The organism is Paenibacillus liaoningensis, assembly GCF_059609455.1.
Genome location: NZ_JCAALU010000011.1, coordinates 292617 through 318685, shown reverse-complemented (window position 1 = coordinate 318685; position 26069 = coordinate 292617). Strand labels below are relative to the sequence as shown.

Genomic DNA, 26069 nt, shown 5'->3' with positions numbered 1-26069 from the left:
GGCAGTTTCACTCGTTGTTCAGTTTTCAAAGAACAATTTCTCTTGCTTGCGTTTCGTTCGTGTCTGCCGTATGTCTCAGCGGCGACTCATATAATATATCACGGGTGCCTATACCATTGCAAGTGTTTTTTTCAAAAAATATCAATTCTTTTTTTAATAGTGTTTTTCCTTGTACCTCAAAGCCCTGAATCCCTTATATATAAAGGGATAAAGCCGCCCAGCACATACTCTGGACGGCTTTATTTTACTATTACTTTTACGTTTTGACGACCTATACTCTCAATAATAGTAGCTTTATAAAGCTTAATCTATCCCATCTATACTTAGGATGGAATAACCTCATTGATATGCAGATGCCGCTCTACCGTTAAGTTAATAATAGATCCTTCAATGGAAACCCATGGTCTGGTTGGATGCACATGATCAGAAAACACGATCTCTCCTACCCGTTCATCACTAAGCCTAACCTTTGTTCCATTATGGAACTGCGTAACCTTCTCAACAAACACTCGAACATAAGTCGGATCAAGCTTGCCGAAAGCATCGCTTTGGATCTGCTCTAGAACTAGATAAGGCGAGACCGCCTTACGATAAGACTTGTTCAAGGTCATAGCATGAAAAATATCAGCAATAGCTACAATCTTCCCGTATGGATGGATTTTAGCCGCATCAATGCCAAGAGGGTATCCCGTTCCGTCTACCCGCTCATGATGCTGAAGAGCAGCCAGCTTGGCACCATCGTTCAGAGATGCTACATTTTTGAGCATTTGGTAGCCCAGCACGGTATGTCGTTTCATCTCTTCCAGCTCTTCTACGGTTAGCGCAGTCGGTTTGGAAAGAATCGAGCGATCAATACGCGTATTCCCAAAATCATGAAGCAAGCCGCCAAGAGCAACTTGCATCCATTCTTTTTGAGGAAAGCCGTTCCACTGCGCAATAAGATAAGAGGTGAGCGCACAAGCAATGCTATTATGAAGCAAATAATCACGCTCCATAAAACTGCGCGGCACAAACGTCAAAATCTGATAGTTCTTAATATGCTGCAGCAAATTCTCCATCTGATTGCGAATATCCATAATAGGGATGCCTTCCGGCGCTGCATGATCATTAAATACTTGTCTCAGCAGCACCAGCATCTTGTCATATTCATCATGCAGGGATGATGCAGCAATTGGCTTATCGTCCACTTGTTTGGAGTCAGCGCCTGCTTTTGCATCTTCAGACGCTTTAGCAGCAGCTGGTCCATCAACGGCCACGCTTGAAATAATGAAAGCTCTCAAAATTTCAAGCTCGCGGCCAGCAATAACCTTGCCTTTTTGAAGTAGCACCCTTCCTAAAGGGGTAAGGACATCTTCACTAATCTTATCGCCTAACTTCACTTGTGATAAAGTCACCGTTGGCACAACGGTTCCCTCCCCATGTCCTGGATTCCCCTGATATAAAAACTATTCGTTCTCTTCGCTGTCTGAAGGCTGTGCAGCATCAAATTCAGTTGCTTCGCCTTCTTCCAGGTCATCGCTCACTTCTTCACTGCGGGCAATACGAGTAACCGTTGCTACTGTATCTTCATCGCGGGTATTAATCAATTTAACGCCCTGCGTATTGCGGCCCATTGTAGAGATGCCTTCCATGCTTGTACGAATCAATGTGCCTGATGCAGTCATAATCATCAGATCCTCATCATTTACAACGACCTTCAAGCTGACGATTGGGCCGTTCTTATCCGTAACGTTAAGCGTCTTAATCCCTTTACCGCCACGATTTTGAATGCGATATTCGCTCATTGGCGTCCGTTTGCCATAGCCCTTGGACGTAACGATCAGCACATCATTATCATTCATGACGATATCCATATCAATAACAGCATCGCTGTCATCAAGCTGGATACCCTTCACGCCTGTAGCCGAACGGCCCATAGAGCGCACATCATTTTCAGAGAAACGAATCGACATGCCTTCCGCCGTACCCATAACAATCTCCTGCTGACCGTCCGTCAGCTTGACGCCAATCAGATCATCGTCTTCACGCAGCGAGATGGCAATGAGGCCGACTTTGCGAATGTTGATATAGTCATCGAGAGGCGTTTTCTTCACGACACCTTGACGGGTTGCGAAGAACAGATAGTGATTCGGGTCAAAATCCTGTACAGGAATAACCGCATTAATCGTCTCGCCCTGCTCGATTTGAATTAAGTTAATAATCGGCGTACCGCGTGCTGTCCGGCTGAGATCAGGAATCTCATAAGCTTTCAGCTTGTACACCTTGCCCTTATTGGTGAAGAAGAGCAAGTAGTGATGCGTATTGGATACAAAAAGATGCTCGACAAAGTCATTATCCTTCGTATCCATGCCAACGACACCTTTACCGCCCCGCTTCTGGCTCCGATAAGTCGTAACCGGCAGGCGCTTGATATAGCCGCTGTGTGTGATGGAAATAATAACATCCTCACGAGGAATCAAATCCTCATCTAGAATTTCCTCATCACTAGCCGTAATTTCCGTACGGCGCTCATCGCCAAAACGATCTCTAATCTCGTTGAGCTCTGTGCTAATGATTGCAAGCACCAGCTGCTCATCAGCGAGAATCGCTTTGAACTCGGCAATTTTCTGTAGAAGCTCTGTATATTCTGCTTCGATCTTATCGCGTTCCAGACCTGTCAGGCGCTGCAAACGCATATCGAGAATGGCTTGTGCCTGCTCGTGGCTAAGATCGAATCGAGTGATCAAGCCTTCACGAGCAATTTCAGCTGTTTGGGAACCGCGTATTAACGCAATAACCTCATCCAGATGATCCAGCGCAATCCGATAGCCTTCCAAAATATGAGCGCGAGCTTCAGCTTTCTTCAAATCGTATTCCGTACGACGACGGATAACCTCGATTTGATGCTGCAAATAATGATAGAGTACTTCACGCAAATTCAGCGTCTTTGGCTCGCCATTAACGAGAGCCAGCATATTAATGCCGAAGTTGGACTGCATTTGCGTCTGTTTGTATAAGTTGTTAAGCACAACGCTAGGATTCACATCACGGCGAAGCTCGATAACAACCCGCATGCCTGTACGGTCAGACTCATCGCGCAAATCCGTAATGCCGTCGATCTTCTTCTCCCGAACGAGCTCTGCAATTTTCTCAACGAGACGGGCTTTATTTACTTGATAAGGCAGCTCATATACGATAATACGCGCTTTATTGCCATTCTCTTCAATCGTTGCCCGCGCACGCATGGTCACCGTTCCGCGACCCGTCAAATAAGCTTGACGGATGCCGCTTAATCCCATAACAATACCTGCCGTCGGGAAATCAGGACCTTTTACATAATCGATCAATTCAAGCGGTGTTATATCCGGATTAGCAATAAGCGCCTGTACACCGTCAATGACTTCCCCCAAATTATGCGGAGGAATATTCGTTGCCATACCTACAGCTATCCCTGTTACACCATTGACTAGCAAGTTAGGAAAACGCGCCGGCAATACCGCAGGCTCCTTCTCTTCACCGTCATAGTTCGGAATGAAATTCACTGTTTCCTTGTTAAGGTCACGCAGCAGCTCCATTGCAATCTTCGATAGACGAGCTTCCGTGTAACGCATGGCTGCTGCCATGTCACCATCAACCGAACCGAAGTTGCCGTGTCCATCTACCATCATGTACCTCATTGAGAAATCCTGTGCCATACGCACCATGGACTCATACACAGCCGAATCACCGTGAGGATGATACTTACCGATAACTTCGCCTACAATCCTTGCGGATTTTTTGTGAGGCTTGTCCGGTGACATCCCAAGCTCCGACATTGCGAATAAAATCCGGCGATGAACAGGCTTGAGTCCATCCCTTACATCGGGCAATGCGCGACTTACGATAATACTCATCGCATAGTCCATAAAGGAATCGCGCATTTCCGTGCCAATATCACGGTCTTTAATCTGCGAATATTGTTCTTCCGCCATGCTTTACCTCCCTGACGTCTATCTGCAAACCTGTAAACATCATTGTCTCTCTAGTTCTTTCTTAAATAAGACGATACTAAACCTAAATTCCACGAACATAGACGAAAAAATAGGTTAAACACCGTATTCCGTTACGCTCCGATTGCCATAAACTAAACAAATCCAACTTTTATTATACCACTCATTCTAAACTCTGTCTCCTGCCGGAATAAGAATCGATAGGCTCAGGCAGTGATTTAAAGAAAGGGGAATCAAGCTTGTCTATACAGCGCGTTACTAGCAAATGGGCTAAAACGCAGGTGCTCCTGCGCTCCGAACATTTGCGCCAATACATGCCTGCTACCGAGCTGTTCAGCAAAGAAAATCTGCTCGCAATGCTCACCGAGTACAGCATGGTTTATGTGAAACCCGTCAACGGCACCTTTGGAAAAGGAGTCATTCGGGTCGAGCAGTATGCCGCTCCTGGCCGAGGCTTCCGATACCAGATTGAAACCAGAGTTCGCACGTTCGCTACCTTCGACCAATTGTACAACAGCCTTTATCGCTATCAAGTAGGCAAACGCTACCTCATCCAAAGGGGGATCTTCCTGCTTCGCCATCAGAAGCGGCGCTTTGATATCCGCGTAATGGTGCAGAAAAATCCGAAAGCCAGCTGGGAAGCGACGGGCATCATCGGCCGTCTCGCCCATCCCGCAAAAATCGTCACCAACTACCATAGCGGCGGCACGCCAATGCCATTTGAACAGCTTATGAATGGTCATTTGTCAACATCTGAACAGCAAGCGTATAGACAGCGTTTGAACAAGCTTAGCCTATCCATCGTTCACCAAATGCTTCAGGCTTATCCGCGAATAAAAGAAATCGGTGTCGATATTGCAATCGATACGAAGCTGCGCCCATGGATACTAGAGGTCAATACTTGTCCCGATCCGTTTATTTTTCGCAAGCTTCCTGACAAGTCCGTGTTTAAAAAAATATATCGATACGCCGTTGCCTATGGCCGGTACAAAAGAAAATAGCCGCCACTAGTGCATATCTTCATACTGTGAGCATAGCCCCGTACAAAAACGCATTCTAGAAACGACTATTTTTAATTTCAAGCGGCAAGCTATGCCGCTGTACTTAAATGATTCAGCAATTAACGATCCCAAGGAAAGCTAAATGTCGAGATTTTTAACGCTTAGAGCATATTGCTGGATGAAGTTACGACGCGGTTCAACGTTGTCGCCCATCAGCGTATCAAAAATCGTATCGGCTTCAATGGCGTCATCAATCGTTACTTGAAGCATGGAACGGCTTTCTGGATCCATCGTTGTTTCCCAAAGCTGGACAGCATCCATCTCGCCCAAGCCTTTGTAGCGCTGAATGTTAATTTTACCGGTTTGACCAAACTCAGCAATAATTTCATCACGTTCCTTCTCGTTCTGCGCATAACGAATGACCTTGTTGCGCTCGACTTTATAGAGCGGCGGCTGGGCGATATAAATATAGCCCGCTTCGAGAATTTTGCGCATGTAGCGATAGAAGAACGTCAGCAGCAGGGTACGAATATGCGCGCCGTCAACGTCGGCATCCGTCATAATAATGACTTTGTGATAACGCGCCTTCGCCAAATCAAAGTCCTCGCTGATGCCTGTTCCGAGCGCCGTAATAATCGCCCGAATCTCCGCATTGCCGAGAATACGGTCGAGTCTTGCCCGCTCAACGTTCAGAATTTTACCACGCAGTGGCAAAATAGCCTGGAAGTGACGGTCACGGCCTTGCTTAGCCGAACCACCGGCCGAGTCACCTTCTACGATGTACAGCTCGCTGATTGCCGCATCCTTGGAGGAGCAATCCGCTAGCTTACCTGGCAGCGAGCTGACTTCAAGCGCACTCTTACGGCGCGTCAGCTCACGCGCTTTGCGCGCTGCTTCCCGTGCTCTGGCAGCTTGAAGGCCTTTTTCTACAATTTTGCGGGATACAGCCGGGTTCTCATCGAGAAACTCCTGAAGCTTCTCTGCAAGCAGCGATTCGACAATACCGCGAACCTCGCTGTTGCCTAGCTTTGTCTTCGTTTGTCCTTCGAATTGCGGCTCGGGAATTTTGACCGAAATAATCGCTGTCAAGCCTTCGCGCACATCATCGCCGGAGAAATTGGAATCATTGTCCTTCAGCAAGTTCGTTTTGCGGGCATAGTCATTGATAACCCGCGTGAGCGCACTTTTGAAGCCGGATTCATGCGTTCCGCCCTCATGGGTATTAATATTATTCGCGAAGGAATAAATGTTTTCGCTATAGCCGTCGTTATACTGGAGGCCTAATTCCACCTGGATATGATCCTTGGAGCCCTCCACATAAATCGGCGCTTCATGCAGCGCTTCCTTGTTGCGGTTCAAAAACTGGACGAATTCATTAAGGCCGCCTTCGTATCTGAACGTATTGGTCATCCCTGTACGCTCATCCGTCAGCGAAATTTGAATTCCTTTATTTAGAAAAGCAAGCTCCCGAATCCGGGACTGCAAAATATCGTATTCATAAACCGTCGTCTCCGTAAAAATCTCTGGATCCGGCTTAAAGTTAATCGTCGTTCCTGTATCTTCTGGCGATGTCTCGCCGATGACATGAATGTCCGATTCTGGCGCTCCGCGGCGATACGCCTGCTGATGGATCTTCCCTTTAAGCTTGACGGTTGCTACTACGCGCTCCGACAAAGCATTAACGACAGACACGCCGACCCCGTGCAAGCCTCCGGAAACTTTATAGCCTTCTCCGCCAAATTTACCGCCGGCATGAAGCACGGTCATGACGACTTCAAGCGTCGACTTCTTCAGCTTGGCATTTTCGCCGACAGGGATACCACGTCCATTGTCGACTACGGTAATGCTGTTATCTTCATGAATCGTGACATCAATTTGATTACAATAGCCAGCAAGCGCCTCGTCGATACTGTTATCGACAACCTCCCATACGAGATGGTGGAGTCCCTTGCTGCTTGTGGAGCCAATATACATACCAGGGCGTTTGCGGACGGCTTCCAGTCCCTCTAGCACCTGGATCTGACTCTCGTCATACGTATGCTGCGGATTCAAAGACATTAATGCTCACTGCTCCTCTCAACTGCTCTTGCTACACGTTATTCTGGCCCTTGTCAGCCATTCGCTACAAAATGATGAGCCCGCTTCTTCAAGGTGGAGGATGAAATTGGCGAATAATAGATTTTCTGCTTCGTCACAACGATGGATTTCGGCTCCTCTTCGCCAATCGTCTCCACGTCCTTGCGCTTGCGAGCGCCTGCAACGAACTGCTTGGATAACTTGGAGGATTGCTCTATGGATATATCGAAAATGGCTACCAGCTCGGCAGCCCGAATAATTTTCTCGCCGCCCAAATGGATATACATGCTCCCCCGCCTCCCGATCGTTTGCGCTTATCCGCGCGTCACTTGGCCTTCACGCACATTATAGATACAAGCGTCCTGCAGCTTGCTAATATTGACGCTCTCAAGCCCGGTTGTCGTGATGAACGTCTGCACCTTGCTCTGAAATGTTTCTATGAGCTGCGTCTGCCGGTGCTGGTCAAGCTCAGACAGAACATCATCAAGAAGCAGCAGCGGATATTCCCCAATCTCCTCAGCAATCAGCTCAATTTCTGCCAGCTTTAGCGAGAGTGCGGTTGTGCGCTGCTGTCCCTGGGAACCATATACAGATGCCTCTTTGCCGTTAATAAAAAAGGCCAAATCATCGCGATGAGGCCCAACGAGCGACATCCCTCTGCGAATCTCCTGCTCTTTCACTTGTGTTAACTTTATCATAAATTGCTCAAATAAAACAGATTCATCTTCCGGCTCGCCGCTGCCAAGCGATGGACGGTAGGTAATCGTGAGCTGTTCGCTGCCAGCCGTAATGCCAGAATGGATCTGCTCAGCCCAGCGCTGCAGTTTATGTATGAAGTGTTCCCTTTTTTTCATAATTTTAACACCTAGCTCGGCAAGCTGTGTATTCCATACATCCAGCATCGTCTGCTGCATGGAGCCAGGAGATGCAGACTTCAGGTAGTTATTGCGCTGTACAAGCACCTTGCCGTATTGCTGAAGGGTATGCAAATAACCGGGCTGCACCTGACCGATTTCCATATCCAGAAACCGTCTGCGTACACCCGGCGTGCCTTTTACAATTTCGAGATCCTCCGGCGCGAACATGACCACATTCAGCGACCCGATGAAGTTGCTCAGCTTGCGCTGCTCGAGCCCGTTAATTTTCGCTTTCTTCCCCTGCGTCGACAGCAGCAGCTCAAGCTGCGCCGTACCATAGCGCTTGTCTACCATGCCTTGCAGGCGAGCCGAATCCGCTTCCCAGCCAATCAGCTCCTTGTCCTTGGACGTGCGGTGCGATTTGGTGAGGGCAAGCGCAAATATCGCTTCCAGCAAATTCGTCTTGCCCTGGGCGTTCGGACCGACGAACAGATTGACCTGATTACTCGTCTCCAGCTCAAGCTGTCCGTAGTTGCGGTAATTTTGCAAATGAATATTTTTTAAAAACACGTCTGCTGCCCCTCCCGGTCCTTAGCTAATCGTTATGAACCGGTAACAGTAAAGACGCCGAAGCCTTCTACTTCGACACGGTCCCCGACATACAGCTTGCGTCCACGTCTGTTATCCGTCTCGCCGTTGATCGTAATCTTGTTCTCCTGCAGAAAAAATTTAGCTTGTCCACCTGTGGATATACAATCCGATAGCTTTAAAAACTGCCCCAACGGAATATATTCGGTGCGAATGGCAACTTCCTTCATCGTGGCTTGCCCACCTTCCTCTTCTCGAGCTCTATTCATATCTTTCGCTAGCCTTCTCGCGAGGCTGCTACGTTGTTGTCCGGTAAGGCAAAATTACGTACATGTTGTACGAATGATCGGTCGGCTTAATGATAATCGGGCTCATAGCACCTGTAAAGCCGATGAAAATTTGCTCGCTGTCAATTACTTTGAGCACATCGAGCATGAACTTGGAGTTGAAAGAAATGCGCAGCGGCTCGCCTTCAAATTTCTTGGCATCGATCTGCTCGGTTACGCGGCCAAGCTCGGTCGAGCTTGAAGAAATTTCGATCGAATTGTCATCAAGCGTAATCAGTCGAACAATATTCGTCTTCTCTTCACGCGACATCAAATAAGCACGGTCGATCGCATCCATCAAATTTTTGGTATCGACGACAAGTTCTGTTTTGTACGTCTGCGGAATAATCTTGGAAGTATCCGGATACATGCCATCAAGCATACGTGTATAGAACAGCACATTTCCAAGCTTAAACATGACCTGGTTGTCGGCGACGACAATATCCACGAGGGCATTTTGCTCAGGGACAAGCTTTGACAGCTCGACCAGCGTTTTTGCAGCAATAATGACATTGGAGAAGCGATATTCCGGATCGGTTTCGGTATGCGCATTGCGGCTTGCCAGACGGTGGCGATCCGTTGCTATAAATTTCAGCTGCTGATTGTTAAGCGTCCATAATACGCCAGTCAATACGGCGGTTTGCTCATTGGTGGAAGCGGCTAGTACCGTTTGGCGGATCATCGTTTTCAACAAATCGCCTGGCATTTGAAATAAGCCATTTTCTTCAATAGACGGCAAAATTGGAAATTCCTCAGGATCAAGACCGACCATTTGGATGTCGGAGGAGCCGGAGCGGATCATTGTCTGGAACTGAGCGCCAACCTGAATTTCAACATTATCGGAAGGCAGCTTTTTAATAATCTCGACAAAAAATTTAGCAGGGAGAACAACGCTTCCCGGTTTATCCACATGTGCAATAAATAAATTATCGCGTTCTACCGGGATGAAGCTTTGAATAGATATTTCAGTATCGCTTGCCGTTAAGGTTACACCTTGATGAGTTACATCTATTTTGATTCCACCGAGAATCGGAATGGCTGGTCTGGAGGAGATTGCTTTCGCTACCTGCTGGATCGCATCGTTTAGTTCATTTTTTGAAATCGTTAATTTCATAATTTCTCTCCTATATCCGCAGGGAGACATAGCGAATCATAGTGGATGTTCCGCGAATGTCTTATTCCGCTTATGGATGATGTTTTTTTAAAGATTTTTAGTAGTCGTAGTAGTAGGGGGCCTGAATATGTGGATAAGCGGGACAAGTGCTGATAGATCAAGCCTATCCACATGTGTATAGACTGTGCATAGGCTTGTGTTCGTTTTCCGTATAAAAGTGGATAACTTTTCAGCGCAAATTGTCCTGCTTAACGGCTTACGTATGATTTTTGATTTTTTCAGTCAGGTTTTGCAAAATTTTGTACAAGTCCTGATCAATTTTAAGCTGCTGCGTAATTTTCTCATGGGCATGAATGACCGTCGTATGGTCCCGTCCGCCAAATGCTTCGCCAATCTTCGGCAGCGAGTGGTCCGTCAGCTCGCGAGAGAGGTACATGGCGATTTGCCGCGGATAGGCCACAGCTTTCGTCCGTTTGCGCGCTTTAAACTCCTCAAGCCGCAATCCATAAAACTCCCCGACTTTCTGCTGGATCTCGTTGATGGTAATCAACTTCGGCCGGCTTGAAGGAATGATATCCTTGAGCGCTTCGGCTGCCAAATGGGAGGAAATATCCTGATTAATGAGCGAGGAGTAGGCGACAACCCTGATCAGGGCGCCTTCCAGCTCACGAATATTCGTATCGATCTGGTTAGCGATATAAACCATCGCTTCATTGGGAATATCGAGATTTTCGGCCTTGGCCTTCTTGCGCAAAATGGCAATTCGCGTCTCCAGGTCAGGCGCTTGGATGTCCGTAATTAAACCCCATTCAAAGCGGGAACGAAGGCGTTCCTCCAGGGTCGGAATTTCCTTCGGCGTGCGGTCGCTGGAGATGACGATCTGCTTGCGCTCTTCATGAAGCGCATTGAAGGTATGGAAAAACTCCTCCTGCGTCCCGTCTTTACCAGCCAAAAATTGAATATCGTCAATAAGCAAAACGTCGATATTCCGGTATTTATTGCGAAAGCTTTCCCCACGGTTATCACGAATCGCGTTAATAAATTCATTGGTGAATTTCTCCGACGAGATGTACATGATCTTCGTATTGGGGTTGTGATCCTTGATATAGTGGCCGATCGCATGCATCAAATGCGTTTTTCCAAGGCCAACGCCGCCGTAGAGAAACAGCGGATTGTACGCTTTGGCCGGTGCCTCGGCTACCGCAAGCGATGCCGCATGGGCAAAGCGATTATTGGCGCCGATAACGAATGTCTCGAACGTATATTTGGAGTTCAGCACATGCGTGTGGCTTTCTTCCTGTACGACGGGCACATCCATTGCTCTGGGCGGCATCATAGCTGCCGGTTCAGCGCTTCGAGCCTCTTCAATGGAAAAACGCACATCGACCTGTCTGCCTAGAAATTCAAACAGGGTTGTGCGAATTAGTTTTGTATAACGGCCTTCCAGCCATTCAGCTGCAAATGTTGTCGGTGCCGTAACTTCAAGCAAAGTATCATTCACGAACGAAGCCTTAGTTGCCTTAAACCAAGTATCAAAACTTGGCTTGCTCAGCTTCGTCTGAATAATTGACAACACTTGCTGCCATATATCATAAGCATGGCTGTCCACAGACGTCACTCCTTATCAAAATCGCCGAAACGGCGCAATTAAGCCATATTCTGTCGAATGAATGTCATTTTTCCAAGGAAAACATCCACAATATGAAGAAATGAAAACGGTTGAGTTATAAATAGGGGATTAACTTGTTCACATTTTTATCCACAGGCTGTTAATAAGATTGAGGATAAAGGGAAGGTATCCACATATAAAACATATTCATCATAGCAAAAGATCCCTTGTATTTCAACGGATTCGAAGATTTTATCCACATATTCAATAGCTTGTGTATAAAAGTTGCGCACAACACTAGATATTGTTTATATCTTGTTAAGATTTCGACAAAGTTCGTAAGTCGGCTGAAAAAGTTGTGCACAGCTTATTCATTTTCTGCAAAATCGCCGATTTCATTTATTTATCCACAGCTTTCGATTTCTTGTCTGAAAGGCGCAGGGTGAGTTGACTTTCCGAAGGGTACGTGCTTTAATTGAACTACCTGTTTTTTTTAAGAAGAAGTACGGGAGGTGCAGAGTAAATGAGACCTACATTTAGACCGAATGTTAGCAAACGTAAAAAAGTGCATGGATTCCGCAAACGGATGAGCACGAAAAACGGACGTAAAGTTTTGGCGGCGCGTCGTCAAAGAGGCAGAAAAGTTCTTAGCGCATAAGCAAAAGACCACGTCGGGTGGTCTTTTTTTTTGCCTTGCCCACGATACTTTTGAACATATTAAGGAAAGAACGGTGAAATGGAGTCGTGCAAAGAAGATTGCGTCTGCGTAACCGTAGCGACTTTGGCCGGGTCTACCGGGGAGGCAAATCGTTCGCCAACGGGCAGTTCGTCGTATATTGGTCGAAGCAGCCTGTGGCGGAGCCTTTCCGACTGGGCATTTCAGCAAGCAAAAAAATCGGCAATGCGGTTGTTCGCAACCGGATGCGCCGTGTCATTAAAGAAATCATCAGGCTCAATGAGGCACGGATCGTTCCAAAGGTCGACTTTATTATTATTGTAAGAAAGCCTGCAGTAGCGATGGAGACGAGCCAACTGGAAAAAAGCATTATGCATGTGTTAAGGAAGGCCGGGCTCCTTAAACGCTAAGCGTAGAAGGAGTTATTGTCCTTTGGAAACCGTCCGTTTTGCGTAGAAAAAGAAGCTCCTGAATAATAGAAATGGTTATCCCTGACCATATTAGAAAAACGTTTACATAGGTACCGAAAATACCTCATGACCTTCCTTTCTTTTGTCCTACCAATTATGGTATAGTTTAAAGGATGAGAAGGTATAAGAAATATGTCTGTAACGATGCAGATTTATCTCATGCGAAACTGCGTAGTTTGTGCTGAATGGCGACGAAACCGTTTATGCTGGATAGGCGAAGCATCGGCTCTCAAGAGAGGAGTTTTCATGTTGTTTCGGAAAGAAAACCGTAAATGGCTTTTTGTTTTAGGCATGCTAATGGCAGTGGTAGTCATTGCAGGCTGCGGTTCGCAGGTAGCTCAAACGACGAGTACAGAGGATTTGCTTAAGGGAAACTTCTGGCAGAAAAATGTCGTTTATTATTTTGCGCTTACGCTTGATACGTTCGCAGATTGGTTCGGCGGTGCTTATGGCATAGCCATTCTGCTCATTACCATTATTGTAAGAACAGCCATTTTGCCGCTGACGATTAAGCAATATCGCAGTTCGAAGGCTATGCAGGCTTTGCAGCCGCAAATCGCTGAGATGAAGAAGAAATACAAGGATGACCCGAAAAAGCAGCAGGAAGAGACAATGAAGCTGTTCCAGGCCAATCAGGTAAATCCGATGGCAGGATGCTTGCCGCTCATTGTACAGATGCCTGTATTTATCGCGCTCTATAATGCGATATATATGAACCCTGAGGTGCGTACGCATGCTTTCTTGTGGTTGCAGTTAGGGGAGAAGGACCCTTATTACATTCTTCCGGTTATCGCCGCGGCGACAACTTTCATCCAATCGAAGATGATGCAGAAGCAGCAGACGCAAACAATGCCTGGTATGGGAGCGATGCTTGCCATTTTCCCAGTGTTGATTTTCGTCATGGCGATTAATTTCCCAGCAGCTCTGCCGCTTTACTGGATTTACAGCAACATTTACACAATTATTCAAAACTATTTCTTGTATGTGCGCAATGCTGACAAAAAAGGCAATGACGATACAGGCACCAACGATAAACAATCTAAAGGTAAGGGTAAACGTAAGGGGGCCCTCGCGAAATGAAGAAAATCGTTGCATCAGGGAAAACGGTAGAAGAGGCTGTACAAAGTGGTTTGACACAATTAAATGTGGCTGAGGATCGTGTGAGGGTGGCTGTTCTTGAGCAGCCGTCCAAAGGATTCCTCGGTTTGATCGGCGTGAAAGAAGCGAAAGTAGAACTGGAGCTTATTCCTGATCCAACAAGTGAAGCTGAGCAGTTCCTTCTGGAAGTGGCGAGCACAATGGGACTAGATGTATCCATTGAACGCAAGCAGACGAGGGAAGGCACGCAGCTTTCGATTTCAGGCGGGGGAGATCTCGGCATGATAATCGGAAGGCGCGGGCAGACGCTCGATGCATTGCAGTACTTGGTTAATATTGTGGCAAACCGCTATTCGGACAGTCATCTTCGTATCGTACTTGATGCAGAGGATTTTCGCGAGCGCCGGCGCAAGACGCTGGAAGAGCTGTCAGAGCGCCTTGCGGGCAGAGTGATTCGCACGAAAAAAGAGGTGGTGCTGGAGCCGATGTCTTCCCATGAGCGGAAGGTCATTCATTCCCAGCTGCAAAATCATCCTCGTGTGAAAACATACAGTAAAGGTGATGAGCCGCATCGGCGGATTGTCATTGCACTGAAGTGATAAAGGTAGAACAGATTCGCAGCAATGGCTCCCATGGTCATTGCTGTTTTTCCATTTGAGAGGTGCTGAACACAATGATACAAGATACGATAGCCGCGATTTCAACCGCTGTTGGAGAGGGCGGCATTGCCATTATCCGTATTAGCGGCCCGAATGCTATTGCGGGGACAGCTGCGCTATTTCAGAGCCGAACGGATCTGCGTGAAGCAGACAGCCATACGGTGCATTATGGGCATATCGTTCACCCGGCTACCGGCGAGCAGATTGAAGAGGTGCTGGTGACGCTTATGCGTGGGCCGCGATCTTTTACAGCCGAGGATGTTGTGGAAATCAATGCTCATGGCGGCGTAGTGGCGGTTAAGAAGGTGCTTGATGTCGTGCTGATGCAGGAAGATATGCGATTAGCTGAGCCTGGGGAGTTTACGAAGCGGGCCTTTCTGAACGGGCGCATCGATTTAATGCAGGCGGAAGCGGTCATCGATCTTATTCGTTCAAAGTCGGATCGCGCTTTCTCCATTGCGCGCAAGCAGGCCGAAGGCTTGCTGTCGAAGCGGATTAAAGCACTCCGGCAGACGGTCATTGAGCTGCTGGCGCATATTGAAGTAAATATCGATTACCCCGAGCATGATGTCGAGGAAATGACGACTGCTTATATTCGTGATCAAAGCCAAATTGCGCTGGACGAAATCGCTAAGCTTTTAAAAACAGCAAATGAAGGCAAAATATTAAGAGAAGGTATTATGACGGCAATCGTCGGCAGGCCTAATGTGGGCAAGTCATCATTGCTTAATATGCTGGCGCAGGAAAATAAAGCGATTGTGACCGATATTCCCGGCACAACGCGTGATGTTATAGAGGAATATGTCACGCTTAATAATATCCCGCTGAGGCTGCTGGATACAGCAGGCATTCGCGAGACGAGCGATCTCGTCGAGCAGCTCGGGGTGGAGCGGTCCCATACGGCGCTTGCGGAAGCCGATCTTATTTTATTCGTGCTGAATTATAATGAGCCGCTGCATGCCGATGACCGTGAACTGCTGGACCGTATGGCGGGACGCCAAGTGGTATTGGTCATTAATAAAACCGACCTGCCAGGCAAGCTCGACATGGAAGAAATCGAGAAGCGCTTTAGCCCGGAGGCAATTGTCCGCATGTCGGTTCTGCAGGAAGCGGGACTGGATCATTTGGAGAAGGCGATTAGCGGGATGTTTTTCGAAGGCAAGCTGGATTCCGGCGATTTGACCTACGTCAGCAATGTGCGGCATATTGCTTTATTGAAACGGGCGCAGCAGTCGCTGCTTGATGGTATTGAGGCATCAGAAGCAGGCATTCCGATTGATGTGATGCAAATTGACGTGCGCTCTGCTTGGGAGTCGCTCGGTGAAATTCTTGGGGATGCCGTCGGAGATTCATTGATTGATCAAATCTTTTCGCAATTTTGTTTGGGCAAATAATAAGCGGTCAATAGCCTCCGGACGAACATCCATCAGGCTAGCAGCGCTTTGGGAGGTACTTGGAATGGGATACGAAGCAGGGCAATATGACGTTATTGTCATCGGTGCGGGGCATGCGGGCAGCGAAGCTGCGCTTGCGGCAGCGCGTATGGGCTGTGAGACGCTATTGCTGACGATAAATTTGGATATGGTAGCCTTCATGCCATGTAATCCGTCGATTGGCGGACCGGCGAAAGGGCATGTTGTACGTGAGCTGGACGCTTTAGGCGGCGAAATGGGCCGTAATATTGATAAAACCTTCATCCAGATGCGGATGCTGAATACAGGCAAAGGGCCTGCGGTTCACGCGCTTCGCGCACAAGCTGATAAGTTCGCCTATCAGCATGAAATGAAGAAGACGATTGAGGAGACGCCTAAGCTGACGCTGCGACAAGGAATGGCGGAGGAGCTGATGGTGGAGGAAGGCAAGATAGTGGGGCTTGTGACAAAAACAGGCGCAATCTATCGCTCGAAGACGATTGTCCTGACAACAGGCACCTATTTGCGCGGCAAAATCATTATGGGCGAGCTGATGTATGAGAGCGGACCAAATAATCAGCAGCCGTCGCTGAAGCTGTCTGCAAGCTTGAAGGAGCATGGCTTCGAGCTGGTACGTTTCAAAACTGGTACGCCGCCACGCGTACACAAGGATACGATTGATTTTTCAAAAACAGAAATTCAACCGGGCGATGAGCAGCCGAAATTTTTCTCGCATGAGACAATTTCCTCTAATAATGAGCAGCTTCCTTGCTGGTTGACCTATACGTCAGAGCAAACGCACAAAATCATAAACGATAATTTGCATCGCGCGCCAATGTTCTCGGGAGCAATTGAAGGCACAGGCCCAAGATACTGCCCATCGATTGAGGATAAAATTGTACGTTTTGCCGATAAGCCAAAACATCAAATTTTTCTGGAGCCGGAGGGTCTGCATACGTCGGAGTATTATGTACAAGGACTTTCCACAAGCATGCCGGAGGATGTCCAATTGGGCATTTTACGATCAATCCCAGGATTGGAAAAAGTTGAAATGATGCGCAATGGCTATGCGATTGAATATGACGCGGTCGTTCCAACACAGCTTTGGCCTTCATTGGAGACAAAGGTTGTCGACGGGTTATTCACAGCTGGACAAATCAACGGAACTTCCGGTTATGAGGAAGCGGCTGGTCAAGGTGTTATTGCCGGCATTAACGCTGCCCGTAAAGTGCAGGGGAAAGAGCCGGTCATTATTGCACGTTCCCAGGGCTATATTGGCGTAATGATCGATGACCTTGTAACGAAGGGAACGAATGATCCTTATCGTTTGCTGACTTCCCGAGCGGAATATCGTTTGCTGCTTCGCCATGATAATGCTGACCTGAGATTGACGCCAATTGGCTATGAGATTGGTTTGATTTCGGAAGAGCGTTATGAAAGCTTTTTGAATAAAAAAGCATTGGTTGAGCAGGAAATTGAAAGATTGCGTACAACAAAAGTGAAACCAGAAGAAGCACAGCCCGTATTAAAAGCTGCGGAATCAGCTGAAATTCCGTTTACAGTAGATGCGTTATCGTTGCTTCGCCGTCCGGAAATTACGTATGCGATGCTGGAAAGCATCACACCTTCAGAGCTTGCTTTGACAGAGGAGATGAAGGAGCAGGTCGAAATTCAAATTAAATATGCTGGATATATCGAGAAGCAGCTGCTGCAGGTTGAACGATTGAGCAAAATGGAGAAGAAGCGTATACCGGATGATATCGATTATTTCGACGTGCAGGGACTTGCTTCGGAAGCGAAGCAAAAGCTGTCGGATATCAGACCGTTGTCGATCGGTCAGGCTTCCAGGGTAGCTGGCGTAACACCAGCCGATATTTCCATACTGCTCGTTTATTTGGAGCATTATAACCGCGTTGTAGCGGCGAGAGGATAGAAGAACAAACGATGGAACAGACGATAGAGTGGTTTCCAAAGCTGATGCAGGAGCGGGGAATAGCCTTATCCCAGCATCAGCTCGATCAGTTCGATACGTATTATCGCTTATTGGTCGAATGGAATGAACGTATGAATTTGACCGGTATAACAGAGCGTGAAGCCGTATATGAAAAGCATTTTTATGATTCGGTTTCCCTTTCTTTTTTTATCGATATGGAAGCAGTCAGCAAAATAGCGGATATCGGGTCCGGTGCAGGCTTTCCGAGCATTCCGCTTAAAATTTGCTTCCCGCATTTGAAAATTGTGATTGTTGATTCCTTGAATAAACGTATCCAGTTTCTTAATGCTTTAGCAGAGCAGCTGGGTATTGCTGACGATGTCAGCTGTGTTCATGGCCGTGCCGAAGATATCGGCAGACTGCAAGGCCATCGCGATGCATACGACTTGGTAACAGCAAGAGCGGTTGCCAGGCTGAATGTACTGAATGAGTTTTGCTTGCCATTTGTACGCAAGGGCGGTCTGTTCGCAGCGATGAAAGGTTCGCAAAGTGAGGAAGAGGTTCGGGAAGCGGGGACCAGCTTGAAGGAGCTGAAAGCTGCTGTTCGTTCCGAGCACAGCTTCACTTTACCATTTGAACAATCCGAACGGCATATTGTGCTGATTGAGAAACGTGAAGCCACTCCGCGCAAATATCCCCGTAAGGCGGGAACACCGCTAAAACAACCTATTTTATAAAGAAGATTTAAAGGATCCAATTTATAGATTTTAAGATTGAGGCAGATAAATGGAAATGGTAAGTTTAGGATGTTTCACGTGAAACATTGCTTACTATTTCCAAATTTCTGCTTGTATTTTTATTTGGCATTCAAGGCTGTCAAGCAGGAAATACTTAGGCGCAAGTAGAAATAATAGAGAGAACAAATTAGCAGGATGCGCTGTATTTTTGCAGAGCAGCACACATTTTTTGAAATAGGAGCAGGCATAAGGTTTTGCTATATGCTGCTTATATTTTCTAGAATGAAACGCACCGCGCCGCCAAAGGTTGGAGACAGCCGTTTCACCTTATTCGTTAGCATAGATAAGCAAGGCACATAACATCTGCTAGCTGTTTCAAGGCGCAAGTCTTAAATCGTTAGTGGGGCAGATGGATTGTTTTCCTTTAAAAGGATAAGAATTTATAAGGTTCACCCTTATAATCAGCTTATATTTTTACCCTTGAAACGGCAGCTTTGCCGTCAGAGGACAACGACAGCCGTTTACGCTTGAAATATAGGAAAGTATATAATTTGGTTATCCTATCTCTATATTTCTCGGATTGAAACGCGCCGCTCCGCCAAGGAAGGAGACAGCCGTTTCACCTTGCATTCAAAATCATTTGTAGCCGTCTGTAAATTTTCCGATTGTCTCGATTGAAGTGGAACAGAATACAAGCAAGACTGTTATTTGGCAGCACATCTTTGAAGCTGGCTCTGCTGATGGGGCCGTTTCTTGATCGGGTGGTAGTGGATAAATGAAAGAACAACTTTCTCGTTTGTTTGGTTTGAATGACCAACGCAGCAACAATAATGAAGAGGTTAAACAAATTCCGGTTAATGAAATCGACACGAGTCCATTTCAACCGAGGTCGATATTTGATGATGAACGAATTGATGAGTTATGCCAGACGATTAAGACGCATGGCATTATTCAGCCTATCGTCGTGCGGATGCGGAACAACCGCTATGAAATTATTGCGGGAGAACGCCGATGGCGTGCTGTGACGAAGCTTGGTTATGATACGATACCAGGCATTATTCGTGAGTTTAATGACTCGCAGACGGCATCAATCGCATTAATTGAAAATTTGCAGCGGGAAAATCTAACGGCTATTGAAGAGGCTGTTGCTTATCAGAAGCTGATTGAGCTGCATCAATTGACGCAGGAAAGCTTGGCGCAGCGATTGGGCAAGAGCCAATCAACGATTGCCAACAAACTAAGATTGCTGGCACTTAATGAGGTAGTTAAAAGTGCGTTAATGGAGCGTAAAATTACCGAGCGTCATGCACGGGCATTGCTGGCTCTGCCTACTGAAGAGCTTCAGCTTCAAGTGCTGGAAGAGATTATTTCCAAAGAACTCAATGTAAAGCAAACGGAAATTCGGATTGCTTTCCTGAATGAAACGGTTAAAGCCAAAAAAGCGAAGCGGGTATCTTTTACGAAAGATGTTCGGCTTGCTCTTAATACGATTAGACAGTCTATCGAGATGGTGTCAGGCTCAGGCTTGCAAATTAAGACAAATGAGAAGGATCACGAGGACCATTATGAAATTGTGATTCACATTCCTAAACGTTAAGCGTATGATTCGTTAAAGGGGCTCGCAAATCCTCATTTGCATGTAGATACTATTAAATGCGATAATAGATTTAACTGCTGCCGTCCTCGCTGCTTGCTGAGGGCGGCGAATCCATTTATGCTAATATTACTACTAGGCGATGTCCCGCTACTGGACGGTTACCGCTTGTATTGCTTCTTTGTTAATAGCTTTTACACAGAGTATAGAGGTGAAAGACTTGTCTAAAATTATAGCAATAGCGAATCAGAAGGGTGGCGTCGGCAAGACGACGACATCAGTTAATTTGGGTGCTTGTCTCGCGACGCTTGGCAGACGGGTACTGCTTGTTGATATTGATCCGCAAGGCAATACGACTAGCGGAGTAGGTATTAATAAGGCAGATGTTGAAAGCTGTATTTATGATGTGCTTGTTAATGATATCGACCCACACGAAGCGTTGGCTGATACGAAAATTCCCGGCTTGAAAATTATCCCTGCTACCATTCAACTTGCTGGGGCGGAGATTGAATTAGTTCCAACTATTTCCAGAGAAGTTCGTTTAAAGAAAGCGCTGCATTTATTAAAGGATCAGTTTGATTACATTTTAATCGATTGCCCGCCATCATTGGGTTTATTAACGATTAATTCCTTGACTGCTGCTGATTCGGTCATCATTCCTATTCAATGTGAATATTATGCCCTGGAGGGCTTGAGCCAATTGCTGAATACGGTAAGATTGGTGCAAAAGCATTTAAACACGACGCTGCAAATTGAAGGTGTATTACTTACGATGCTTGATGCCAGAACGAATCTGGGCATTCAGGTTATTGAAGAAGTGAAGAAATATTTTCAACAGAAAGTATACCAGACGATTATTCCACGTAATGTGCGTTTAAGTGAAGCGCCTTCTCATGGACAAGCGATCATTACGTATGATCCAAAATCGAAGGGTGCAGAAGTATATCTTGAACTGGCGAAGGAAGTGATTACGTATGAGCAAGCGGCTAGGTAGAGGTCTGGATGCGCTTATTCCATCGCTTTCGGTAAACGATGATGATAAAGTCATTGAAGTTGCAATTACACAATTGCGGCCGAACCCTTACCAACCACGAAAAACATTTGATGAGCAGTCGATAAAAGAATTGGCCGAATCGATTAAGCAGCATGGTGTCATTCAGCCGATTATTGTTCGTACTGTAATGAAGGGCTATGAGATTATTGCGGGTGAACGTCGCTTCAGAGCTTCGCAGCTTTGCGGCAATACGACCGTTCCGGCAGTTGTAAGATCTTTCTCGGATCAACAAGTTATGGAAATTGCGCTGATTGAAAATTTGCAGCGTGAAGACCTGAATGCGATAGAAGTGGCGATAGCATACCAGAACCTCATGGACAAGTTCAAATTAACTCAAGAAGAGCTTTCTATGAAAGTAGGCAAGTCCAGATCGCATATTGCTAACTTTGTAAGATTGCTGGCATTGCCAGAGTCGATTAAAGATAATGTTTCACGTGGAACAATTTCCATGGGACATGCTCGGGCTCTTGCAGGCATTAAAGATTTAAAGGTGCAGCTGGAACTGGCTGAACTCATTATCAATCAAGGCTGGAGCGTACGTGAGCTTGAGGAAGCGATTCAAAAGCTTGAGTCACTTAAGGATGAGGACAGCAATGATGGCAAACAAGCGAAAAGCAAAGCGAAAAAACGTGATCCTTATATTGAAAGTTTAGAGGAGTCGCTCAGAGAACGATTCAAAACAACGGTGAAAATTAAGCAGCAAAAGGATAAAGGTAAAATTGAGCTTCAATATTATAATAAACAGGACTTGGAACGGCTTCTGGAGATGCTTCAATACATGGCGTAGTCTTGATAAGATAGCATACCCGAGGTGTAATCTTTGATCCTGAAGATTAAACTAAGGTATGCTATTGTTATGAGAAGACACGTAAGTGATGGTGGGAGTGGATGAATGATGAAGGCTAATGGTGAGGAAATCATTTATTTAGATCATGCTGCAACATCATGGCCGAAGCCTAACTCGGTTATTGAAGCGGTGCAGCATGCTATGATGCATGACGCGGCTAACCCGGGGAGAGGCAGTCATCGCATGGCTGTGCGTGCTAGTCGTGTGTTGTTTGATACACGAAAGCAGCTAGCTAAGTTGTTTAAGGTGAGAAACCCTAATGATATTGCCTTTGCAGGGAATACAACAGGCGCTTTGAATATGGCGATAAAAGGGTATATAAAAGAAGGCGATCATGTAGTTGCTACTGGGATTGAGCATAATTCCGTAAGACGGCCGTTAGAATTTCTAAAGCAGTCGCTCGGGATAAAGGTTACCTATGTTGAGGCAGATGAACAGGGGAACATAACGGTAGATCAAGTGCGAGATGCGCTTATGCCACAGACGACGCTTGTTATCGTAAGTCATAGCTCAAACCTGCTCGGAACCATTGTTCCTTTAGCTGAGATTGGCGAGCTAACCCGCCAAAGAGGTGTAAAGCTGCTAGTGGATGCGGCTCAAAGTGCGGGGATTTTGGAAATTGATGTTGAAGCAATGGGAATTGATATGCTGGCTTTCCCTGGACATAAAGGGTTGCTCGGCCCACAGGGCACAGGGGGCTTGTACATCCATCCGGAGCTAGACCTTGTCCCAATGCTGCATGGAGGAACTGGAAGTCAATCTGAGGCAACTGAGCAGCCTTATGTGCGTCCGGATCGATATGAAGCAGGGACGCAAAACACACCCGGCCTGGCAGGTTTGAAGGCAGGCGTAGAATATGTTCTGAATGAGACGGTTCATAAAATCCATACTAAGGAATGGACACTTACACAGCAGATGATGGAGGGGTTATCCACGGTAGAAGGAATCAGGCTGCTTGGACCGAGGCTTGGGGAGCAGCGGACCGGCATGGTTTCTTTTGTAGCGGATGGCGTTGATCCTTCGGAGATGTCTTTTATTTTGGACCAGCATTATCAAATCGCTGTACGTGCGGGCTTTCATTGTACGCCGCTTGCCCATGCCAGTGCGGGTACGATGGCTACAGGAGCGGTTAGAGCGAGTGTGGGTTATTTTACAACGGAAGCGGAAGTGAGTGCGCTCGTTGATGCGGTGCGTGAAATACGTGCGCAATATAAAATTTGATTTATTTCTGGGGGCGGAAAGGTTTACATGAATGATTGGATGAACAACCCTTTATACGGTTTGTTGGCATTGCTGGTAGTGCTGCTTTTTATTATTTTAATTTGGGTCATAAGGCTTGGAAGAAGGCTTGAAAAATTACGCAAGCAGTACGTAGAGGTTATGGGTGATACGGGTATTACGAACATTGAAGAAGTCGTTATTGGGTTGAAGCAGGAAATAGCAGAGCATGCCAGGCATTCGAGAGTAGTAGAGGCGAAGCTGGAACAACTGGAACGGCGCCAGCTTGAGGAGAAGGGACGCTTGGGTGTTATTCGCTATAATGCATTCTCGGAGCAAGGAAGCGACCTTAGCTTCTCCATCGCGATTGTAAATGCGGCGCAAGACGGAGTCGTCGTGTCGAGTATTCATAGCAGGGATAGTGCATATGTGTATGCCAAGCCATTAGAGGCCGGACAATCAACGTATCCGTTAACACCGGAAGAGCTGCAGGCAATTGCTAAAGCGAAATAAAAAGGATGAGCCAAAAGCTGGAGACTGGATCATTCGGCTGATGCAGCTTGTTCCCTAGCCTGAAGCATAACACGATTGCTGCCCATTATAGCGGAGAAAAGGCTGAAAGCAATAAGGTCGGCCATCTTAATGACAAGATGCAGACGAGTATTTTGCAGCACGAAATATTCCATAAAACCGCCCACATTCACAATACCGGTTATGTGCATATCACCGACAGGCGGGAGCTCCTTATTAACGCCGGCGCCAGGGCGTACCGGACCCGTCCCGATATGAACAGAGCCGATGCTGGAAACTTGTCCTAAACAAGCATCGATGCCAATGATGAATGGATTGTGATGGTTTTGATGGATAAGTGCCAGTGTATCGGTCAAGTTCATCGCGTGAACCGGCTCTTCCAGCGTGCCGTATAAAGTAAAGTAAGGGCTGTTGTATTTTGCGAGAGAGGTTCCGATAATGGGGCCAAGCGAATCGCCCGTTGAACGGTCAGTGCCCACGCATACAATGATGAGCGGTCTGGCGCCTGCAAGCTCGTTGAGCATAAGGGAGAGGCGGTTTACGATTAACGTCATGGCGTTGGTATCGGTATGCGGAACTTTCAACGGCACTTCTTTCAAAAAAGAAAGTTTCATAGAATCCCTCCGTTATAGCTAATATGTTATCTAGTATATGGATAGGACAACCATTTTATACGTCATAAACCCACTGATTACGTTGCGTAAAAAGAGGGAGAGGAGAAAAGTGGCTTATGTTGATTGCTTTTGATTCCACACAGCAGGCGTTGCGAGCGGAAATGCTGCTCGAATATGCAGAAATTGAAATAGATATTTGTCCGACCCCTAAAGAGATTACGGCGGGCTGCGCCTTGTCCATTCATTTTCCAGAGGATGATTTGGAGACAGTGCAGCAGGTCATTGTGTCCGAGAAGGTTGAAATAAGAGGGATTTTTAAACCTATTCGTTCGGGATATGAACAAGTGAATCTGTAGGAGGAAATAGCTCTTGAAAACACTAAACATGTACAAAAACTTCATGGAGTGGTTGACGAATATAGAGACATGGCAGCGTTTCGGTGAATCTGCGATTCGCATAGCGCTCATTATTGTTATTACGCATTTGCTTATATGGATTGTCAACAAATCGATTGATCGTATATTATCAAATAAACAAACGAGTCGATTGCCGATGCAGACTAGAAGGATGGTCACGGTAGGACGGCTGCTCAAAAATATCGTCATGTACGCCTGCTATCTAATTGGCGGCATGCTGTTGATGTCGGAGCTGGGCATTCAGCTGGGGCCGCTGCTGGCAGGTGCCGGAATCGTCGGTTTGGCTATTGGGTTTGGCGCGCAAAGCCTGGTGAAGGACATTATTACGGGATTCTTTATTATTTTGGAGGATCAGTTTGCAGTAGGGGATGTCATTCAGGCTGGACAGTTCAAAGGGACGGTCGAGGTTATTGGATTGCGGACGACCAGGCTGCTGAGCTGGACAGGGGAGATTTTCATCATTCCGAACGGCATGATTAATGAGGTGACGAACTTCTCCTTGCGAAATTCTGTAGCCGTCGTGGACGTTTCGATCGGTTATGAGGAAGATGTAGATCGGGCAACGAGCATAATTCAAGCGACGGTCGATAAGCTGGAAGATGAAAATCTTGCGAAGCCGCCGGAGGTGCTCGGCATTCAGCTAATGGGCGCAACGGAAGTGAAAATTCGTATTATAGCGGAATGCTTGCCTAATACGCAGCATGCGCTGGCCAGAAAAATTAATTTGCAGGTGAAGAAAGCGCTGGTTGAGAACGGTATGGATACGCCGTATCCACGCATGGTTACCTATCATCGTGATGAGAGGAGCGGAGAAAGAAATGGAGCGTAAGCAATTTGAGCTTGGCGATGTCGTCCAGATGAAAAAACAGCATCCTTGCGGTTCGAATGAAATGGAAGTGATTCGAATGGGCATGGATATTCGCATTAAATGCGTAGGCTGCAAGCACAGTGTATTAATACCGCGGGCTAAATTTGAGAAAAATATGAAAAAGGTGCTGCGTTCCACCGCTTCTGCTGATGGCGGGCAAGCGCCGGCCCAGACTGAGCCGGACCCTATTTAAGATCGTTTACGGAATGAATGATAAAGGGAATGAATGACCTCCAGCCTTATCGTTAAGAGCGATGGAGGTTTTTTTGTTGTTTTTTGGCACTTTCATTGTTTACAGCTTGGAAACAAGGTGGGCGTCTTTCGGATACTTTTGCTCCGTATAGTATGTTTTGACATTAGAAATACTATATATTACCGATCAGGAGAGTGGAGGAAAGAAGCC

At 46.6% G+C, this 26069-nt stretch carries 25 protein-coding genes; 16 read left to right on the top strand and 9 right to left on the bottom strand.

All coding sequences use genetic code 11. From position 1 onward, the window contains the following. Positions 1-323 precede the first annotated feature (323 nt). Together AC6B99_RS18795 and gyrA are read right to left on the bottom strand one after the other, a co-directional pair. Positions 324-1403, bottom strand: coding sequence for an HD-GYP domain-containing protein (locus tag AC6B99_RS18795; RefSeq protein ID WP_056035990.1), 1080 nt, complete (start codon positions 1401-1403; stop codon positions 324-326). Positions 1404-1445: 42 nt separating this feature from the next. Then, complete coding sequence (gene gyrA, locus AC6B99_RS18790) at positions 1446-3950, bottom strand: DNA gyrase subunit A (protein ID WP_056035993.1); 2505 nt, start codon at positions 3948-3950, stop codon at positions 1446-1448. A gap of 257 nt (positions 3951-4207) precedes the next feature. Here gyrA and AC6B99_RS18785 point away from each other — a divergent pair, with 257 nt between their 5' ends. After that, positions 4208-4969: a YheC/YheD family protein gene (locus AC6B99_RS18785; protein WP_494883268.1), complete on the top strand. Its 762-nt coding sequence runs from the start codon at positions 4208-4210 to the stop codon at positions 4967-4969. 138 nt (positions 4970-5107) lie between these two features. Here AC6B99_RS18785 and gyrB read toward each other — a convergent pair whose 3' ends face one another. The 6 genes from gyrB to dnaA form a co-directional block, all read right to left on the bottom strand. Beyond that, on the bottom strand, positions 5108-7027 hold the full coding sequence (gene gyrB / locus AC6B99_RS18780) for a DNA topoisomerase (ATP-hydrolyzing) subunit B (RefSeq protein ID WP_494883266.1): 1920 nt from the start codon (positions 7025-7027) through the stop codon (positions 5108-5110). A 53-nt stretch (positions 7028-7080) separates the two neighbouring features. Continuing rightward, complete coding sequence (gene remB / locus AC6B99_RS18775) at positions 7081-7332, bottom strand: extracellular matrix regulator RemB (protein WP_028608695.1); 252 nt, start codon at positions 7330-7332, stop codon at positions 7081-7083. 27 nt (positions 7333-7359) lie between these two features. Next, the gene (recF, locus tag AC6B99_RS18770; RefSeq protein ID WP_056036002.1) at positions 7360-8472 is read right to left on the bottom strand and encodes a DNA replication/repair protein RecF; all 1113 of its coding nucleotides are present in this window, start codon (positions 8470-8472) and stop codon (positions 7360-7362) included. A gap of 32 nt (positions 8473-8504) precedes the next feature. Beyond that, the gene (gene yaaA, locus AC6B99_RS18765; protein WP_046234561.1) at positions 8505-8720 is read right to left on the bottom strand and encodes a S4 domain-containing protein YaaA; all 216 of its coding nucleotides are present in this window, start codon (positions 8718-8720) and stop codon (positions 8505-8507) included. A gap of 67 nt (positions 8721-8787) precedes the next feature. After that, a complete protein-coding gene (gene dnaN / locus AC6B99_RS18760) occupies positions 8788-9930 on the bottom strand; it encodes a DNA polymerase III subunit beta (RefSeq protein WP_046234562.1) in 1143 nt (380 codons plus the stop codon). A 256-nt stretch (positions 9931-10186) separates the two neighbouring features. Then, positions 10187-11539, bottom strand: a complete 1353-nt coding sequence (gene dnaA, locus AC6B99_RS18755) for a chromosomal replication initiator protein DnaA (RefSeq protein ID WP_056036004.1) — start codon at positions 11537-11539, stop codon at positions 10187-10189. A 523-nt stretch (positions 11540-12062) separates the two neighbouring features. On the opposite strand from dnaA, the gene rpmH reads away from it, so the two are divergent. The 12 genes from rpmH (at position 12063) to AC6B99_RS18695 (ending at position 23750) form a co-directional block, all read left to right on the top strand. Continuing rightward, complete coding sequence (rpmH, locus tag AC6B99_RS18750; protein ID WP_074904820.1) at positions 12063-12197, top strand: 50S ribosomal protein L34; 135 nt, start codon at positions 12063-12065, stop codon at positions 12195-12197. Between the two features lie 86 nt (positions 12198-12283). Continuing rightward, positions 12284-12625, top strand: coding sequence for a ribonuclease P protein component (gene rnpA, locus AC6B99_RS18745; RefSeq protein ID WP_056036007.1), 342 nt, complete (start codon positions 12284-12286; stop codon positions 12623-12625). A gap of 306 nt (positions 12626-12931) precedes the next feature. Beyond that, a complete protein-coding gene (yidC, locus tag AC6B99_RS18740; protein ID WP_056036010.1) occupies positions 12932-13765 on the top strand; it encodes a membrane protein insertase YidC in 834 nt (277 codons plus the stop codon). Next, positions 13762-14382: an RNA-binding cell elongation regulator Jag/EloR gene (gene jag / locus AC6B99_RS18735; RefSeq protein ID WP_056036014.1), complete on the top strand. Its 621-nt coding sequence runs from the start codon at positions 13762-13764 to the stop codon at positions 14380-14382. Before yidC ends, jag begins: the two co-directional genes overlap by 4 nt. Positions 14383-14456: 74 nt before the next feature. Then, a complete protein-coding gene (mnmE, locus tag AC6B99_RS18730; RefSeq protein WP_056036017.1) occupies positions 14457-15836 on the top strand; it encodes a tRNA uridine-5-carboxymethylaminomethyl(34) synthesis GTPase MnmE in 1380 nt (459 codons plus the stop codon). Positions 15837-15900: 64 nt separating this feature from the next. After that, positions 15901-17787: a tRNA uridine-5-carboxymethylaminomethyl(34) synthesis enzyme MnmG gene (gene mnmG / locus AC6B99_RS18725; protein WP_494883263.1), complete on the top strand. Its 1887-nt coding sequence runs from the start codon at positions 15901-15903 to the stop codon at positions 17785-17787. 11 nt (positions 17788-17798) lie between these two features. Then, positions 17799-18524 (top strand): 16S rRNA (guanine(527)-N(7))-methyltransferase RsmG, encoded by a 726-nt coding sequence (rsmG, locus tag AC6B99_RS18720; RefSeq protein WP_056036029.1) that lies wholly within the window; start codon positions 17799-17801, stop codon positions 18522-18524. A 775-nt stretch (positions 18525-19299) separates the two neighbouring features. Then, on the top strand, positions 19300-20121 hold the full coding sequence (gene noc / locus AC6B99_RS18715; RefSeq protein WP_056036035.1) for a nucleoid occlusion protein: 822 nt from the start codon (positions 19300-19302) through the stop codon (positions 20119-20121). A gap of 217 nt (positions 20122-20338) precedes the next feature. Beyond that, the gene (locus AC6B99_RS18710; protein ID WP_056036038.1) at positions 20339-21112 is read left to right on the top strand and encodes a ParA family protein; all 774 of its coding nucleotides are present in this window, start codon (positions 20339-20341) and stop codon (positions 21110-21112) included. Next, positions 21093-21959, top strand: a complete 867-nt coding sequence (locus AC6B99_RS18705) for a ParB/RepB/Spo0J family partition protein (RefSeq protein WP_056036041.1) — start codon at positions 21093-21095, stop codon at positions 21957-21959. The genes AC6B99_RS18710 and AC6B99_RS18705 overlap by 20 nt, the downstream gene beginning before the upstream one ends. Before the next feature lie 108 nt (positions 21960-22067). Continuing rightward, positions 22068-23240 (top strand): aminotransferase class V-fold PLP-dependent enzyme, encoded by a 1173-nt coding sequence (locus tag AC6B99_RS18700; RefSeq protein WP_496663975.1) that lies wholly within the window; start codon positions 22068-22070, stop codon positions 23238-23240. Between the two features lie 27 nt (positions 23241-23267). After that, entirely contained in the window at positions 23268-23750 is a 483-nt protein-coding gene (locus AC6B99_RS18695) for a DUF4446 family protein (protein WP_496663967.1), read from the top strand. Between the two features lie 29 nt (positions 23751-23779). Here AC6B99_RS18695 and yyaC read toward each other — a convergent pair whose 3' ends face one another. Then, complete coding sequence (gene yyaC / locus AC6B99_RS18690) at positions 23780-24382, bottom strand: spore protease YyaC (protein WP_056036050.1); 603 nt, start codon at positions 24380-24382, stop codon at positions 23780-23782. A gap of 116 nt (positions 24383-24498) precedes the next feature. Here yyaC and AC6B99_RS18685 point away from each other — a divergent pair, with 116 nt between their 5' ends. From AC6B99_RS18685 to AC6B99_RS18675, 3 genes are read left to right on the top strand one after another with little or no spacing between them, the layout of a single operon-like run. Further along, positions 24499-24738, top strand: coding sequence for a putative Se/S carrier-like protein (locus AC6B99_RS18685; RefSeq protein WP_494861491.1), 240 nt, complete (start codon positions 24499-24501; stop codon positions 24736-24738). Positions 24739-24751: 13 nt separating this feature from the next. Further along, complete coding sequence (locus tag AC6B99_RS18680) at positions 24752-25627, top strand: mechanosensitive ion channel domain-containing protein (protein ID WP_494861489.1); 876 nt, start codon at positions 24752-24754, stop codon at positions 25625-25627. Next, positions 25617-25859 (top strand): DUF951 family protein, encoded by a 243-nt coding sequence (locus tag AC6B99_RS18675; RefSeq protein ID WP_494861487.1) that lies wholly within the window; start codon positions 25617-25619, stop codon positions 25857-25859. The genes AC6B99_RS18680 and AC6B99_RS18675 overlap by 11 nt, the downstream gene beginning before the upstream one ends. Positions 25860-26069: the final 210 nt, after the last annotated feature.